Raw genomic sequence first — 16,058 nt, 5'->3', positions numbered from 1 at the left:
TCAGGCGGTCAGCTCGGTGAGTTCGGCGATGACCTCCGACGCCGTCACCGGGTCGAGGTCGCCGAACCGCAGCGAACCTCGGGACCCGTAGCCGTCCGGCCGGTCCGTGAGCGAGATCGAGTCGAGCCGGGTATCGGGGAACATCTCCGGGGCGCCCACCGCGATACCGGGGTCCAGAAAGATCACGACGTAGCGGCCGTCTCCCGCCGGGCGGGAGATCGAGCCCTGGATGCCGGCGTCCTGGGGAGATTCGCGGAGCCAGCCGCGGCGTTCGAGGCCGATCACCGCGCGGGTCGGCACCGTGGCTCCCTCGAACCGGGTCAGCCGCGAACCCGCCCGCTCCTCCTCGGTCAGGGTGTACACCGGCCGTCCGAGCTGCGGGAACGGCTGCAGGATCTCGTAGTCGCCGAACACCTCCGACCACGCCTCCAGCGTGCCGGGAAGGTCGAGCGGATGGGCGATGCGGATCGGCCCGTCCGGCACGGGCACGGTGTTGTCGTCGCGGTCGGCGAGCGTACGGTCCTCGGCGATGCGGAACTCGGCGCCGCCGACGCCCACCCAGACCAGGCGACGGGCGATGTGCCAGGTCAGCGGATGCCCGACGAACAGGTCCGCGAACTCCGCCGTGCTCCAGCCGCGCCGCGTGACCATGGCCGTCTCCAGCCGGCGGATCAGGTCGCCGGCGACGGTCCGCACGTCCTTCTTCAGCGCGGCGAACCGCTTGCGCTCGCCGAGCGCCTTGTCGTCGTCGCGCGCTCCCGGCGCCGGCAGGTCCTTGCGCCGCTTGCCGGTCTCGTCCAGAACGTACGGCTTGAGCTGCTCGTCGAAGCCGACCACGAACCGCCGCGGCCCGTAGTCGAGGACCATGCTCCCCTGGTCGTCGAGCCCGAAGTCGGGTACCAGCCGGTCCGCCAGTTGCTCCGGGCTCAGCCTCAGCCCCTCGGCGACCTCCTCGATCTTCTCCCGGGCGCGGTCCTTCAGCGCCTTGAACTTCACTCGCTGGGCGATGCCGTTCAGGTGCATCAGGGCGATCTCGGATCCGATCCCGGCCAGCACCTCCAGCCCGGCGACGGCCCTGGTGTGACCGCCCTCGCCCGGCCAGGCCCGGATGATCGGCGTGAGCCGGCGTACGGTCTCGTCGTCGCCCAGGCGGCCCAGCCCGGCCAGCGCCCAGCCGTCCTTGGCCGGCATCCCCGCGAGCCGCCACTGCCGGAACACCGCCCAGCCGAACTCGGCCAGGGACGCCCGGTCGCACGTCTCCCGGACGACCTCCAGCCCGGCGTACGGCTCACCGGCCATGGAGATCGTGAGCATCGTGACGATGTGGCCGGCGGCCTCGGGCGGCAGCGCCTGCGCGCGGTCGCGGAGCAGCACCTGCGGCAGCCGCCTCTGCTCGAGCCAGTCGCCGACCTTGGGCAGCCGGGCCGGGACGCTGTCCAGCGGGTCGGCGGCGAGCATCGCCTCGACGGCAGCCGCCGCCTCGTCGCCGTGGAACTTCGCCGCCGTGACCACGGCGTGCGCGTCGTGGGTGGACGCGAGGTGCCGCAGCGCCGCCTCCGCGCCCGTACGGGACCGGCCCGCCGGGCCGACGGCGTCGGGGACCAGGAAGGGCACGGTGCTCAGGCCGTGCCAGGCGAGCCAGCCGGTCGCGATTTTGCGCGCGGACTTCAGCCGGACCAGCCAGTCGGCCATCAGCCGGGCCACGCGGACGTCGAGGAAGGGCAGCAGCAGCCCGCCGACCACGCTCGGCGACTCGCCCACGACGATGCCGAGCGTCGGCCGCAGGGCGTCGAGCTCGAAGCGGGCGATGATCGGGCGCATCCACTGCTCCGCGCCGTAGTAGTGCACCGGGGTGGTCCAGTCGGCGACGTACGGGCGGAGGGCGTCCACCGGCCCCAGAGTGAACAGTGCCTCCTCCTCGACGAAGTTCAGCTCGCGGGCCCGGTATCGGCGGATCATGTCCGGCCAGTCACTTCTGACAAGGTGGTCGGCGTACTCCGAGGCCGACCGCAGCCATTCGTCGCGCCGGCCGTCCGGCCAGACGATCGAGGAACCGTCCGGGGGCGTCAGGTCCGCGATCACGATCGGCCTGGCCGGCTTGCGGGGGCGCGTCCACGGCGGTGCGGCCAGGAGAGGGGGCAACGCCTCCGCCGGCGCCGTCGCGACCCGCTCGGCCCGGTCGGCCGTCTCGGCGGCGAGCCGCTCGACCGTCGCCCGCGCCTCCGCCGCCAGGGCGGGCAGCGCGGCGGCGGCCGCCTCGGGGTGGTCCCGGACGTGTCCGGCGAGCAGGTCGAGCGCCGCGGCGGCCTCTTTGGAGGAACCGACGGCGGCGGGGGCCAGCAGCCGCACCGCGCGTACCGGATAGCGCTTCATCGCGTCGAGCAGCGCGGGCTGCACGTGCTTTTCGCCCCGGTGGTCGAGCAGCACGCCGAAGGCCTCGTCGGTGGGCAGCCGGCTCAGCACCTCGGCGCCCACCTGGCGGTCGTCGGCGTACGCGGCGCCGAAGGCGCCGGCCATCAGCGCGACCACCGGGTCGACACCGGCCGCCTCGATCAGCGTGGCGAGCACACGGCGGGACCACTGGCCGTACCCGAGGCTCGAGCTCGCCGTGAGCGCGGCGAGCTGCCCGGCCGAGCCGACCGAGCAGAACAGCATGGTGGCCAGGACCGCCTGGCGGTGAGACGCGGCCTCGGCGCAGCACTCGTCCATCCACGCCGTCTCGGTCGGCACCAGGTACGAGACCAGCACGCGCTGCACCCCGGTGCGCCGGTGGGCGGCGAGCGTCTCGACGGCCGCCCGGTAGTCCTCCTCCGGCGCGTCGGCCAGCAGGTCGCGCATCCGGTCGGCCACCGGCTGCCACGGCCACCTCCAGAACGAGTGCTGGCCGGTGGGATGGGCGCGCAGCCGCCACCGGCGCTCCCGCCGGGCCGTGCCCTGCCACCAGACCTGCAGACCCGTGTCGGCGATCTCGGCCGTCGCGGCGGCGGCGAACGCCAGGCCGTGTGCCGACGCCCAGGCGTCGGCGAAGGCCGCGTGATCGTCCACCGCGGAGCGTTCGTGGTCGTCGGGCGCGGCGGCGACGTGCGCGAGCAGGGCGGCGGCGCGCGGCGTGACCCGGCCGGCGAGGTGGGCGCGCATCTCTTCGGCGAGGGCCTGGTCGCTCTCCGGGTCGGCCAGCGACTGCGCCGTACGCTCCGCCGCGCGCTCGGTCCACCCGGCGACCCTGACGGCCGCTCCACCGTCGACGGTCACCGGCGTGCGGGGCGGCCCGCCGCGCCGGCGGCGCGCGACGCGCCGCCAGGAGGCCGGCATCTCGAAGGTCTCCTCGTCCGGGAGGGTGTCTCCCCCCGGCGCCGGCTCGGCCACCTCGGTATGCCGCACGCGTGCCTCCACAGACGTCCGTTCGAGCGGTTCGCGGGACACGGTAACGAGCGGCTCCGACAGTCTCCGCGCGGGTTCACGCCTCGTATTCGATCTTGAACTCCGCCAGCACGACGTCCAGCGAGCGGGAGGCGTTGTGGGCGACGCGCAGGCCCAGCGGCACGTCCGGTGAGACGAAGATGGCCCACGACTTGGCGAAGCACTGCATGCCGGGCGTGGCCCTGCGGTGCTCGGTGCAGGTGGTGTCGATCTTGCCCAGCGGGTCGCGTGCGAACTGGTCGCGCAGTTCGGTGGCCGCGCCGCCCGAGGCGGTCTCCCACTGGATCATCGCGTACAGGCGTCCCCACGCCTGGTGGCCCGGCCAGATCAGCCCGCTCGCCCGGTCGGAGGGGAACGGATGGCGGGTCCCGTCGCGCGTCTCGGCGTGCATGTTGTCGGGGTCGTAGCTCTCCGCCGACCCGTACGGGAAGGGCACGAGGTGGTAGTCATCGCCGGGCGCGACGGACAGCGGGCCGCCGTCCCGTTCGGCGTCGAACTTCAACGAGCAGACGTGCTGCGCCATGCGTCACCTCCATCAGCCGCGACGGCCGTTCGGGGCCGCACGGGGACCACAAGCCACCGTACGACCCCGAACCCACCGATTACCGGCATATGGCGGTCTTCACCGGCTTCACCGGTCGGCGAGCCAGTTGCCGTGGAAGCCGTACGGGACGCGGACGGGCAGGTGGACGCTCGCCACCGGCGGCGCGGCCAGGTCACCGGCGTCCAGGATGACCAGGTCGCTGCGGTCGGTCGCGGCGTCGTAGACGTAGGTCAGCAGCCAGCCGGCGCCGCCCGGCACGTCGTCGGCGGGGGCGAAGGACGCCTCTGCCGGGAACCGCCCCGGCCCGAACTCGTGCGCGGTGACCGTACCGGTCCGCAGGTCGTACCGGAGCAGCGCGCCGCCCTCCGCGTCGCCACCGGTCGTGGTGACGTGCCCGAACCGGGAGTCGAGCCCGACGAGACGGTCGTCGACGCGCGGGAACTCCGCCGAGCGGTCGTCGATCTGCTCCTCACGTACCGTCCCGGCGGCCAGGTCGAGGGTCCAGCGCCACAGCGTGGCCTCCTCCGTCACGCCGCCCGACCGCGGCCCGCCCCGCCACAGCTCGGCGTAGCGCATCACGTGGACGACGATGCGGTCGCCGTCGTCGTGCGCGTTGAGCGGGTGGAAGACGTAGCACGGGTCGATGTCGAACCAGCGGACCGTCCCGTACGGGTCGTCGCGGCGCAGGACGCCCAGGCGGGCGCCGTACCCGTCGTCCCAGCGGTACGGCATGGTGCCGGCGAGCGCGAGCTCCAGGTCGAACACCACGGGCAGGTCCATGAAGACGACGTGGCCGGCGGTGAGGTTGAAGTCGTGCAGCATCGTCGGGCCGGGGACGTCGACGGGCCGGCTGATCACCAGGTCGCCGGCGGCGTCGGCGCGGTGGTAGGTGAGGTACGGCGCCTCGACGCCGTACCCGAAGAAGTGCATCTCACCGGTCGTCGGGCAGGTCTTCGGATGCGCGGTCATCGCGGTCGTCAGCCGTCCTCCGAAGTCGTACGGGCCGGCCGTGTCGAGGTCGCAGACGCCCGGCGGCAGCGGCGCGCTCCCGGACAGGTGCAGCTCGTGCGGGAAGGACGACTCGACCAGCGCGAGCGTACGACCCGCGTGCCGGACGACGTGGGTGTTGGCGACGCCGGCCGCGAGGTCGAGGCGCCCCTCGCCGTCGCGCAGCGGCGCGCCGTCGGTGAAGGTCTTGGTGCGGACCCAGCGGTTGCGGTACGAGGTGGCGCGGCCCCCGTCGAGGCGTACGCCGTGGACCATGCCGTCGCCGAAGAACCAGTGCCCGGAGGCGGCGTCGTGCGGGTTGGGCCCGTTACGGAGGTACCAGCCGCTCAGGGCGTCCGGCACCCGGCCGGTCACGGGCAGGTCGTACGCGGTGAGCTCTTCGGCGACGGGAGCGTAGTTCCCGGCGAGGTGCGCTGCGGGCATCGGTTTCTCCTTGCTTCTTCGGGGCGTCCGCTGGCCGGTCAGGGGCGCGGGCGGTCAGGCGCGCTGGGCCCTGGCCTGGACGTGGGAGACGTAGCGCTGGGTGAAGACGATCGGGATGACCAGGGCGGCGATCTGGACGGCGACGGTCGCGGCGACGTTCCCGTGGGCGACGGCGGCGACCACGGTCAGCACCACCGCGGCCACGACGAACGAGGCGGCCCACACCGACGTGATGATCGTGTTGACCCGGACGAAGGCGGGCAGGTCCCAGTACTCACGCGGGGTCGTCTGCTTGGCGATGCCGAGGGTGAACGGCCGCCGGACGGCGAGGGAGACCAGCGAGATGAGCGCGAGCGTCCCGTTGGCGAGCGCGGCGGAGTAGGGGTGCAGGCCCGAGTGCGGATCGGCGAAGGCGATGACCGTGAGCACGGCGAAGAAGGCCGAGGAACCGATCTCAATGATCATCGCATCGGCGCCCCGGCCCGCCCGCACCTGCGTGGCGACGAGGACGAGCGCGACGACGAGGGCGGCGAGCGCTCCCCACTTCCAGCTGCCGGAGGGGATCACGGCGTAGACGATCCAGGGGAGGAAGGTGCGGACGTACGTCATCGTGGGCTCCTGGGGCGACGTTCCTGTTTCGACATGTCGACGTTAGAAGCTCTGGTGGCGACATGTCAACATTGGAAGGTAATCTGGTCGCATGAGCCTACGACACGCCCTGCTCGGACTCCTCGCCGACCGCACGGCAAGCGGCTATGACCTGCTGAAACTATTCGACTCCTCGCTGGCCAACGTCTGGCCGGCCACGCAGAGCCAGATTTACGCCGAGCTGAACAAGCTGGCCGACGGCGGGCTGATCAAGGTCGTGGCCGAGGGCCCGCGCGGGCGCAAGCAGTACGCGCTCACCGAGGAGGGCCTCACCGAGCTGCGCCGGTGGCTGACCGAGACCGAGCCACAGCCCAACGTCCGCAGCGAGGTGCTGCTGCGGGTGTTCTTCCTGGGGGTGCTGAGCCGCGAACAGTCGGAGGCCTACCTCGCCGGGCTGGCCACGCGCTTCGCCGAAGAGGAGAACGCCTTGCGGGAACTGGAGCGCGGCATCGAGTGGGACGAGAGCGACCTGTCGCTGTACGGCCGGATCGCCCTGGAGTACGGCCTGCGCTTCAACGCGATGCGTCACGAGTGGGCCGAATGGGCCGCCGACCAGGTCAAGTAACGGCCGCGAGCCGGGGAGGCCGAGCGGCCCTGGGTCATCGATGAGGTCCCTTATTTCGAACCGTTACGTCTCGTCTCGAATCACACATCCCGATCCCGGACGGGGGAACGTACGAGGCCGACCTGCGCGCCTTCCTGGCCGCGACGTTCGCCCTCGGCAGCCGGCCGCAGGTGGTCGAGCTGCTGCGGGCGCTCATGGCCGAGGCGCAGATCAACGCGGCCTTCGGCGAGCGGTTCCGCGAGACGTTCCTGGCGCAGCGGCGCGCCGCCCTCGGCACGATCGTCGAGCGCGCCGTCGCCCGCGGGGAACTGCCGTCCGGCCTGACGTCCCAGACCGTGATCGACATCGTGTTCGGCACGTTGTGGTACCGCGTCCTCGCCGCCCACCGGCCCGTCGACCAGGCACTCATCGACGAGCTGGTCACCGTACTCACCACCAGGAGGCAGAGTTGACCGACGAGCGGACCATCCTCATCACCGGCGCGACGGACGGGCTCGGCCGGGCGCTCGCCGGCCACCTGGCCTCGCGCGGCGCGGCCGTGCTGCTGCACGGCCGTGACCAGGGCCGGCTCGACGTCGTGGCCGACGAGATCCGCGACACCCACCGCGTACGCCGCCCGCGCACGCTGCGCGCCGACCTCGCCGAACTCGACCAGGTACGGCGGCTCGCCGACGAGGTCCGCGAGGCGACCGGGCGACTCGACGTGCTGGTCAGCAACGCGGGCATCGGTTCGGGCCTGCCGGCGGGACGGGAGCGGGGCACCAGCCGCGACGGGTACGAGCTGCGCTTCGCCGTGAACTACCTCGCCGGCTTCCTGCTCACCCTGGAGCTTCTCCCTCTGCTGCGGCGATCGGCGCCGGCCCGGATCGTGAACATCGCCTCCCTCGGCCAGTACCCGATCGACTTCGACGACCTGATGATCGAGCACGGCTACAGCGGCGGCCGGGCGTACGGGCAGAGCAAGCTCGCGCAGATCATGTCCGGCTTCGAGCTGGCCGGACGCCTGCCGGCCGATGAGGTCACGGTCAACAGCCTGCACCCGGCGACGTACATGCCGACCAAGATGGTGCTCGAGGAGATCGGCCACAGCGCCGACAGCCTGGCGACGGGCCTGGCGGCGACGGACCGGCTCGTCAGCGACGAGAGCCTGGCCACGACCACCGGCCGGTTCTTCGACCGCACCCGGGAGGCTCGGGCCGACGCCCAGGCGTACGACCCCGCCGCCCGCGCCCTGCTGTGGCGGCGCAGCCTGGAGCTCACCGGCGCCAAGGACGTCACCGACTAGCGCATCGGGGAGAACCGGGATCAGGCGCGAACGGCACACGGGGCCGCCGTCTTCACTTCGCCACCGACACATCAGGCGATCGCCCGGGAAAGGCCGCAGCAACCCCTGACCTGGGCCGAAACCGGTCGGCCGGGCGCGCCGCACTCACCGGCCGGGGTTACCCTCGGTGCTGCGATCAGTTTGCAGCGGTCCACCCTGATTCGGCTGGAATCCGCCGCGCGCAGTTCCGGGAGATCGGGGATCATGACACGCAAGGTGGTCGGAAACCTCATACTGGGTCAGGCCGTCCTCTATGTCGGCCTGTTCATGTGCGTGGCCCTCAAGCCCGACGGGCTCGGCGCCAACGACGGGATCAGCTACTACGGCATCTTCCGGCAGACCGTCGTGCCGTACGCGATCGCGATCCTGGGCCCTGGCTACTTCATCTGGACGGCGCTGCGCACGGCGGCGCCGTTCGCGCCCGCACCGGTCTACGTGCGCCGCATGGCGAACTGCCTCGCCGCCATGTCCGTCCTCGTCGTCCTCACCCCGTACAGCGCGAACCTGGTGTTCGACTGGGTGCACACCCTGGCCGGCACCTTCCTGTTCGTGCTGCAACTGGTGCTCGGCCTGCGGATGCTCGGCTGGAGCGGCGGTGACGGCTGGACCGCCGGGCTGTTGCTGGCGCAGTTCCTCAGCGGTGTGTTCTGCGCGGTCTACGTGCTGCCCAAGCACGGTTTCCTGCTCCAGGGGCAGGTGGCGTTCCAGATCGCCTTCGGAGCCCTGCTCGTCCGCACCACCCGCCTTTTCGTGCCCGAGACGGTCGCCCAGACCACCTGACCCTGTCCGCGCTCCGTCACGGGGCGCACGCGGCGGCGCGTTCGAGCAGGAGGGTCCGTTCCCGCGCGTTCCGCGTGAGCGAGGCCGCGCGCTCGTACTCCGAACGCGCCTCGTCGGCGCGGCCGAGACGGGCCAGCAGGTCGGCGCGCACGCTCGGCAGCAGGTGATATTGGGCGAGCGCCGGCTCCCCGAGGAGCCGGTCGGCGTGCTCCAGCCCCCGGGCCGGGCCGAACGCCATGCCGAGGGCGACCGCGCGGTTCAGCTCGACGACGGGTGAGGGGGTCAGGTGGGCGAGCGCCCCGTACAGCGTCGCGATCCGCTCCCAGTCGGTCTCCTCCGCACTCCCGGCCTGCGCGTGGCAGGCGGCGATCGCTCCCTGCACGACGTACGGGCCGAGCGGTGCGCCGATCTTCTCGGCGCGGAGCAGCGCGGCGAAACCACGGCGGATCAGCAGCTGGTCCCAGCGTCCGCGGTTCTGCTCCAGGAGCGGAATGGGCTCGCCGCCGGGGCCGGTACGCGCCTTCGCGCGTGAGGACTGGATCTCCATGAGCGCGACGAGGCCGTGCACCTCGGGCTCGTCCGGCGCCAGCTCGGCCAGGATCCGGCCCAGGCGCAGCGCCTCCTGGCACAGCGCCGGGCGCATCCAGTCGTCACCGGCGGTGGCCGAGTATCCCTCGTTGAAGACCAGGTACAGCACCTCCAGCACCGAGGACAGCCGGGCGGCGCGCTCGTCCGCCGGCGGGACCTCGAAGGGGATCTGTTTCCTGGCCAGGGTCCGCTTCGCACGGACGATCCGCTGGGCGACGGTCGGCTCCGGCACGAGGAACGCCCGTGCGATCTCGTCGGTCGTCAGCCCGCCGAGCAGGCGGAGCGTGAGCGCGACGCGCGCCTCGGTGGACAGCACCGGATGGCAGGAGATGAACATCAGGCGCAGCAGGTCGTCGCCGACCTCGTCGTCGAGCGCGGCGTCGACCTCGTCCTCGGCGGAGACCTGCTCGGTCCGCAGCTCATGACCGAGTTGCTCCTGCTTGCTCTCCAGGCGGACGTCACGGCGGACGCGGTCGATCGCCCGGTGCTTGGCGGTCGCCATGAGCCAGGCGCCCGGGTTGGCGGGGACCCCCGTCTCCGGCCACTTCTCCAGGGCGATGACAAGGGCGTCCTGCGCGAGTTCTTCGGCGATGCCGACGTCGCGGACGATCCGCATCAGGCCGGCGATGATCCGCGCCGACTCGAGTCTCCACACCGCGTCGATCGCGCGATGGACATCCGAAGCGGTCACGCGACCGATCAGAGCATCGTCTCCGCACGGGGCGCAAGCGGGGACCGGCCCGCCCCGGAACGCGGTTCCGGGGACGGGCGCGGCCCTGGGCCCGGCGCCGGAAACCGAATCCGCCGCCGGTCAGGGGTACGGCCGGCTCAGGGGCCGAAGACCTGACGGATCTCGCCCTGACCGTCGCCGACGATCGACCAGAACCGCTTGGAGAGCTCGATCGCCTCCTCCCGGGACCTGACGTCGATCAGGGCGAACCCGACGACGGCCTCCTTGGCCTCCGCGAAGGGCCCGTCGGTGACCGTGACCTCGCCGCCGGAACTCTTGATGTGGATGCCGTTCGGGTCGAGCCCCCCGGTCGCGAGCAGCACGCCCGCCTTGGTCATCTCCTCGATGAACTGCCCCATCTCCCTCATCAGCTTCTCGTCCGGAGGGTTGCCGGCGGAGGACCCGTCGTCCGTGGTCATCAGCAGGAATCGCATCGCGTGTCTCCTTCTGTGCGCTTGTTCGAAGCGGTCTCGGGCCGGGTCCGATCCCGGCCTTCGCGTACGCGTCGAACGGGACACGGCCGGATCGACACCCCGCCCGAAGAATTCGCCGGAAAAAATTCCGGCGCGGGTGTCGATCCGGCCGTTCCTCGTTCGACGCGTGAGCACGAGGCCGGATCGAGACACGGTCTCACGCTGTTTCAACGAGAGGACGACAGACATGAGCACCCAGACCCTCGCGACGCCCACCACGTCGGCGGACCGGCGTACGGCCGTGAACATCGCCCTGTGGGCGGTCCAGATCCTGCTGGCGGCGTTCCTGCTGATCGCCTCCGCCGCGCCCAAGTTCGCCGGCCAGCGGGACGCGGTGGAGACCTTCCAGCAGATCGGCTGGGGCCAGTGGCTCCGCTACCTCACCGGCGTCTGCGAGGCCGCCGGCGCGATCGGCCTGCTGATCCCACGCCTCGCCACGCCCGCCGCGATCGGCCTCATCGGCCTCATGATCGGCGCGGTGCTCACCCAGCTGCTCGTGCTCGCTCCGGCGTGGGCGCTGCTGCCGGCGTCGTACGGCGTCCTGTTCGCGATCATCGCGTGGTACCGGCGGGACGGCTTCCGGGCGCTCGTGAACCGTCTCCGGCGCTGACCGCCCCGGCCACGACGCCCTGATACCGAAGAAACGCCTGGTCACCCCGCTGACCAGGGAGGCGGCGACGGTCGTCACCGATCGTTCTTCCCCGTAAAGTGTCAGGCAGAGGCGCGTCACGGGCTGTTCGGGGGGATGACCAGTGGGCGCACGGGCGCTACGCCGCGTCCGGTCGGCGTCCGGTCCGCGGGGAGGACTGACCCGCCGTATCGTCGTCGCGGGCGGCATCGTCATGCTGCTCGCGATCGGCGCGTACGCGCTGCTGTTCTCGGTGATCATCGATCTGCGCGACTCCGCCGCCGTCGCGACCCGGTCCAAGGCCGTCCTGTCGTCGGCGAACCGGCTGGAACGGCTGGTGACCGACCTGGAGACCGACGTTCGCGGGTTCATCATCACCGGTGACCGGCGGCTGCTGGCACCGGTGACCGGTGCCCAGGAGGAGGCCATCGGAGAGGGCCGGAGGCTGGAGCGGCTCACCGCGGGGGGCGATCCGGCCCAGGCCGAACAGGCACGCCGGATCGTGAGCGCCACCGAGGCGTACGTGCGCGACTACTCGACTCCGCTGCTGGCGGCGATCCGGCGGCAGCCCGCCTCGGCGCGGGCGCTGGCCACGATCGCCGAGGGCGAGCAACGCCTCCAGCCGCTGCGCGACGAGTTCGACCGCTTCATGGCCGCGCAGAGAGCGCTGGTCGAGGCGCATGAGAACCGCTCCAACGCCGACACCACCCGGGCCACGGCCATCGCGGCGGGCGGCGCGTGCGGCGCGCTCCTGCTCCTTTTGCTCTTCTCCGGGTACCTGACGCGCGCCATCCTGCGCCCGGTGCGGCGCACCGCGGCCATCGCCAGCGACCTGGCCGGCGGCGACCTGTCGGTACGGATCCCCGAGGTGTCGGGGGGCGACGTCGGGGTGCTCGAACGGACGTTCAACGTGATGGCGGTATCGCTGGAGGCGGACCGGCGACAGCTCCGGAGGGTCGTGGAGGAACAGGGCGCGCTCCGGCGGATCGCGACGCTCATCGCCCGTGGCGTGTCACCGGCGGAGATCTTCACCGCGGTCGCCAGCGAGTTGGGCCGCGCCCAGGGGACGCAGTACGCGGTGCTCAATCGCTTCGACCCCGCCCCCGCCCTCACCACGGTCGGCCACTGGACCGCCCCCGGCGCGCCGGACATCCTGCCCCCGGCGAGCGGCCACTGGCCGATCGAGGAGGAAAGCGTCACCACCCTGATCATCCGGACGGGCATGCCGGCGCGGATGAACACCGACGAGGCCACGAGCACGATCGGCGTCTGGGCGCGACTCCACGGGATCCGGTACGTCGTGGGCTGCCCGATCACTGTCGGCGGGCACCTGTGGGGCATGATCGCGGTGTTCTCGGCCGACGACCGGCCGCCGCCGGACAACACCGAGGACCGCCTCATGAAGTTCGTCGAGCTTCTCGCGACCGCGATCGCCAACGCCGAGAACCGGAACGAGCTGCTGGCCTCCTCGGCGCGGATCGTCGCCGCCGCCGACGAGGCCCGGCGCCTCATCGAACACAGCCTGAACACCGGGCCGCAACGGCGCCTGACCGCCCTCGGCGAGGAGCTGCGGGGCACCCAGGCCATCGTCACGCCGGAACAGGACCAGCTGAGAACCCAGCTGGCCAGGACGGTCAAGGGCGTGAACAGCGTGCTGGACGACCTGAAGGAGATCTCCCACGGCCTGCTTCCGACGGCGCTGTCCCGCAGCGGCCTGCGGCGCGCCCTGGAGTCGCTGGCCGAAAGGTCGGAGGTGCCGGCGCGGCTGGACATGCGCGTCGACCGGCCGCTGCCCGACCACATCCAGGTCGCGATCTACTACACGGTGTCCGAGGCGCTCACGAACGTGGCGAAGTACTCCCACGCGTCCGTCGTCCACATCCTCCTGACGCTGGAGCACGGGACGCTGCGGCTGCGGATCGACGACAACGGCATCGGCGGGGCCGACCCCGCACGGGGTTCCGGCCTGACCGGGCTGAAGGAGCGCATCGAGTCGCTCGGCGGAACGATCGAGGTGATCAGCCCGGCCGGCGCCGGCACGGCCCTCAACGTCGAGATACCGATCGCGTCCTGACCCGGGCGACCGCCGCGCAGGGACCGAATAGCGGCCGGTTCCTGACCGCTGGCGCGTGCATGATGAGGCCATGGCGAACACGAGCTCACGGACGCTGCGGCTGCTCTCCCTGTTGCAGACCCATCGGTACTGGCCGGGCGCCGAACTCGCCGAACGCCTCGGGGTCTCGGTACGCACCCTGCGCCGCGACGTCGACCGGCTGCGCGAACTCGGCTACCCGGTGGAGGCTCAGCGGGGCGTCGACGGCGGTTACCAGCTCGCTCCGGGCGCCGCGCTGCCCCCGCTCGTGGTCGACGACGAGGAGGCGGTCGCGCTCGCCATCGGCCTGCGCGCCGCCGCCCAGGGTGCGGTCGCCGGCATCGAGGAGTCCTCCATCCGCGCGCTCACCAAGGTCGTCCAGGTCATGCCGCCCCGGCTGCGCCGGCGCGTGGACGCGCTGCGGACCGCCACGGTGCCCGCGGTGTGGACCACCGGCCCGACCGTCGACTCGGGCGTGCTGACCACGGTGGCCCAGGCGTGCCGCGACGAGGTGCGCCTGCGGTTCTCCTACCAGGCGCACCGCGCCGAGCGGACCGCACGCTTCGTCGAACCGCACCGGCTGGTCTCGCTCGGCCGCCGCTGGTACCTGGTGGCGTACGACCTGACCCGGCAGGACTGGCGCAACTTCCGGCTCGACCGGCTCGACGACCCGGAGAGCACGAGCGAACGCTTCCGTCCGCGCGAGTTGCCGGGCGGGGACCCGGTGGCGTTCGTCCGCGCCGGCATCGACGCCATCCCCACGCCGTACACGGTCGAGGCGATCGTGCACGCGCCGGCGGAACAGGTCCGCGCCCAGGTGAGCCCGTGGGCGACGGTCGAGGAGGACGGCGACGACCGCTGCCGCTTGCGGATGACCGCCGAGTCCCTGTCCTGGCCGGCCCTGGCCCTGGGCACGGTCGGTGCGGAGTTCGAGCTGGTCGACTCCCCGGAACTCGCCGACCTCATCCGCGAATGGGGCGCCCGCTTCACCCGCGCCACCGGCGCTTGAGTCCGGCGGCCGCGCGGATCAGCGGGGTGGCTCGGCGGGTTCCAGGCGGGCGAGGAGGAGGGTGGCGTCGTCGGAGCTCTCGCCCGCGTGCAGGTGCTTGACGATGGCGTCGCAGGTGCCCTCGATGTCGGGGGACGCGCCGGGCAGGAGGGAGCGGAGCTCCTCCAGCCCCGCGTCCATGTCGCGCGTGCGGCTCTCGATCAGGCCGTCCGTGCACAGGATCAGCGTGCCGTCCTCCGGCACGTGGAGTTCGAGCGCCTCGTAGCTGGCCTCACCCACGCCCAGCGGCAGACCCGGCGGCAGGTCGATGATCTCCGACGAACCGTCGGCGGCCGCGATCAACGGCGGGACGTGGCCCGCGCGGGCGATCGTGAGGAGGCGGCGGCCCGGGTCGCAGAGGGCGTACACGCAGGTCGCGAACTGTGCCGTCGTCAGCTCCTGGGCGATCTCGTCCAGGTGGCCCAGCAGCTCGGCCGGGGGCAGGCCGAGCCGGGCGAGGATGCGCACGGCCGTACGGAGCTGGCCCATGACGAGCGCGGCGGCGGTGCCGTGGCCCATGGCGTCGCCGACCACGAGCCCGACGTTTCCCCCGGGCAGCGGGATCGCGTCGTACCAGTCGCCGCCGATCCGGCTGGTCTGGCCGGCGGGCAGGTAGCGGTGGGCGATCCGCATCCCCGGCGGCGTCTTGAGCGCCACCGGCAGCAGGCTGCGCTGGAGCGTCTTCGACGTGCGGCGTTCGCGGTCGTACAGGCGGCCGTTGTCCATGCAGACGGCGGCGTGGTCGGCGATCCGCCGGGCGAGCCCGCCCTCCGCGACGCCGAACGGCCGGTCGCCGGACCGGCGGGCGAGGATGGCGAAGCCGAGGACGTTGCCGCGCGCGATGAGCGGGACGGTCAGGAAGCCGTCGTAGTTCAGCGCGTCGTTGATGCGCGGCCGGATCGACAGCCGGTGGACGAACCGGCCGAACGTCGTGCTGTCGAGCGCGGTGAAGACGACCGGGCGACCGGTGGTCATGCTGCGGGCGACCGGCGTGTCGGCCGGAAAGGCGATCACCTCGTCGGCGGGGAACGCCGAGGACCACTCGGGCTGCGTGCCGTCGGCGACACTCAGCGCCATCCGGCGTACGACGACGCGGGACCCGCCGTCCTCATGCGAAGGGAGGTGGTCGTCGACCAGGAGGCGTTCGAGGAGGTAGACGCCGGCCCCGTAGCAGAGGCGGGAGACGAGGGCGTCGGCGAGTTCGCGGGCGGTCTGCCGCAGGTCCAGTGTCGCGCCGATGCCGAACACCGCCTGGTCCGGTTCCTCGGGCAGGGGGTCTTCCCCCGGTGGGGAGTCGCGGTGCGGCAGCGCGCTGATCCCCACGGTGACCTCGCCGGTGGCCTCGGTCACCGGCTCGCAGCGGAACTCCACCGGGACGACGGCCCCGCCGGGCAGCCGTACGGGCAGCAAGGTCACCGAGGGCGTTCCGGCGGCGGCGCGCGCGACGGCCGCGCCGAACGCCTCACGGTGCTCGCCGGCGAACACCGCGTCGCACAGGTCACGCCCGCGCACCTCGGCGTCCGTCCGGCCGAACAGCTCGGCCGCGGCCGGTCCCCAGCGCAGTACGTGACCGGTCGCGGCCACCCCTAAGGTGACGAGCGCGCTCAGCCCGGGGATGGTCACTCGATCCTCCTCGATACGCGCGCGTCAGCGGCGAATATCGTCCGGTCCGACATTTGCCGACTATGTTGGCATAAGTCGCGCTTCCATCGACCGATGCCGCGCCACGCTCTAGGCTGACTCGGGGCCGGGCGTTCTGTCAGCGTTCCGGCCGCATCCCTGACCCC

14 protein-coding genes are annotated in these 16,058 nt (G+C 72.4%); 7 read left to right on the top strand and 7 right to left on the bottom strand.

Translation table 11 applies throughout. The features are described from left to right. The 4 genes from OG417_RS11075 to OG417_RS11060 form a co-directional block, all read right to left on the bottom strand. On the bottom strand, window positions 1-3,381 hold the full coding sequence (locus tag OG417_RS11075; RefSeq protein ID WP_329253647.1) for a DUF4132 domain-containing protein: 3,381 nt from the start codon (window positions 3,379-3,381) through the stop codon (window positions 1-3). A 76-nt stretch (window positions 3,382-3,457) separates the two neighbouring features. Further along, complete coding sequence (locus OG417_RS11070) at window positions 3,458-3,943, bottom strand: hypothetical protein (protein ID WP_329253645.1); 486 nt, start codon at window positions 3,941-3,943, stop codon at window positions 3,458-3,460. A gap of 108 nt (window positions 3,944-4,051) precedes the next feature. Continuing rightward, complete coding sequence (locus OG417_RS11065; protein ID WP_329253642.1) at window positions 4,052-5,395, bottom strand: carotenoid oxygenase family protein; 1,344 nt, start codon at window positions 5,393-5,395, stop codon at window positions 4,052-4,054. Window positions 5,396-5,449: 54 nt separating this feature from the next. Next, window positions 5,450-6,004, bottom strand: a complete 555-nt coding sequence (locus OG417_RS11060) for a hypothetical protein (RefSeq protein WP_329253639.1) — start codon at window positions 6,002-6,004, stop codon at window positions 5,450-5,452. 91 nt (window positions 6,005-6,095) lie between these two features. Here OG417_RS11060 and OG417_RS11055 point away from each other — a divergent pair, with 91 nt between their 5' ends. From OG417_RS11055 to OG417_RS11040, 4 genes are all read left to right on the top strand, one after another. Next, a complete protein-coding gene (locus OG417_RS11055; protein WP_329253636.1) occupies window positions 6,096-6,608 on the top strand; it encodes a PadR family transcriptional regulator in 513 nt (170 codons plus the stop codon). An 86-nt stretch (window positions 6,609-6,694) separates the two neighbouring features. Continuing rightward, on the top strand, window positions 6,695-7,060 hold the full coding sequence (locus OG417_RS11050) for a TetR-like C-terminal domain-containing protein (protein ID WP_329262231.1): 366 nt from the start codon (window positions 6,695-6,697) through the stop codon (window positions 7,058-7,060). After that, on the top strand, window positions 7,057-7,893 hold the full coding sequence (locus OG417_RS11045; protein WP_329253633.1) for an SDR family NAD(P)-dependent oxidoreductase: 837 nt from the start codon (window positions 7,057-7,059) through the stop codon (window positions 7,891-7,893). The genes OG417_RS11050 and OG417_RS11045 overlap by 4 nt, the downstream gene beginning before the upstream one ends. 243 nt (window positions 7,894-8,136) lie before the next feature. Further along, a complete protein-coding gene (locus tag OG417_RS11040) occupies window positions 8,137-8,712 on the top strand; it encodes a hypothetical protein (protein WP_329253630.1) in 576 nt (191 codons plus the stop codon). Window positions 8,713-8,728: 16 nt separating this feature from the next. Here OG417_RS11040 and OG417_RS11035 read toward each other — a convergent pair whose 3' ends face one another. Then, window positions 8,729-9,991: an RNA polymerase sigma factor gene (locus OG417_RS11035; RefSeq protein WP_329253625.1), complete on the bottom strand. Its 1,263-nt coding sequence runs from the start codon at window positions 9,989-9,991 to the stop codon at window positions 8,729-8,731. Window positions 9,992-10,128: 137 nt separating this feature from the next. After that, a complete protein-coding gene (locus OG417_RS11030; RefSeq protein WP_329253622.1) occupies window positions 10,129-10,464 on the bottom strand; it encodes a YciI family protein in 336 nt (111 codons plus the stop codon). 226 nt (window positions 10,465-10,690) lie between these two features. Here OG417_RS11030 and OG417_RS11025 point away from each other — a divergent pair, with 226 nt between their 5' ends. The 3 genes from OG417_RS11025 to OG417_RS11015 all read left to right on the top strand — a co-directional run bounded on the left by OG417_RS11025 (window position 10,691) and on the right by OG417_RS11015 (window position 14,232). Beyond that, window positions 10,691-11,113: a DoxX family protein gene (locus OG417_RS11025; RefSeq protein ID WP_329253619.1), complete on the top strand. Its 423-nt coding sequence runs from the start codon at window positions 10,691-10,693 to the stop codon at window positions 11,111-11,113. Between the two features lie 142 nt (window positions 11,114-11,255). After that, window positions 11,256-13,205, top strand: coding sequence for a CHASE3 domain-containing protein (locus tag OG417_RS11020; protein WP_329253615.1), 1,950 nt, complete (start codon window positions 11,256-11,258; stop codon window positions 13,203-13,205). 70 nt (window positions 13,206-13,275) lie between these two features. Then, the gene (locus OG417_RS11015; RefSeq protein WP_329253613.1) at window positions 13,276-14,232 is read left to right on the top strand and encodes a helix-turn-helix transcriptional regulator; all 957 of its coding nucleotides are present in this window, start codon (window positions 13,276-13,278) and stop codon (window positions 14,230-14,232) included. Window positions 14,233-14,250: 18 nt separating this feature from the next. Here OG417_RS11015 and OG417_RS11010 read toward each other — a convergent pair whose 3' ends face one another. Continuing rightward, window positions 14,251-15,894, bottom strand: coding sequence for a SpoIIE family protein phosphatase (locus OG417_RS11010; protein ID WP_329253611.1), 1,644 nt, complete (start codon window positions 15,892-15,894; stop codon window positions 14,251-14,253). Window positions 15,895-16,058: the final 164 nt, after the last annotated feature.

It is taken from the genome of Actinoallomurus sp. NBC_01490 (assembly GCF_036227085.1).
GTDB lineage: Bacteria > Actinomycetota > Actinomycetes > Streptosporangiales > Streptosporangiaceae > Actinoallomurus > Actinoallomurus oryzae.
Note: the sequence above shows the minus strand (reverse complement) of the source record. Positions and strands in the feature narration are given on the sequence as shown.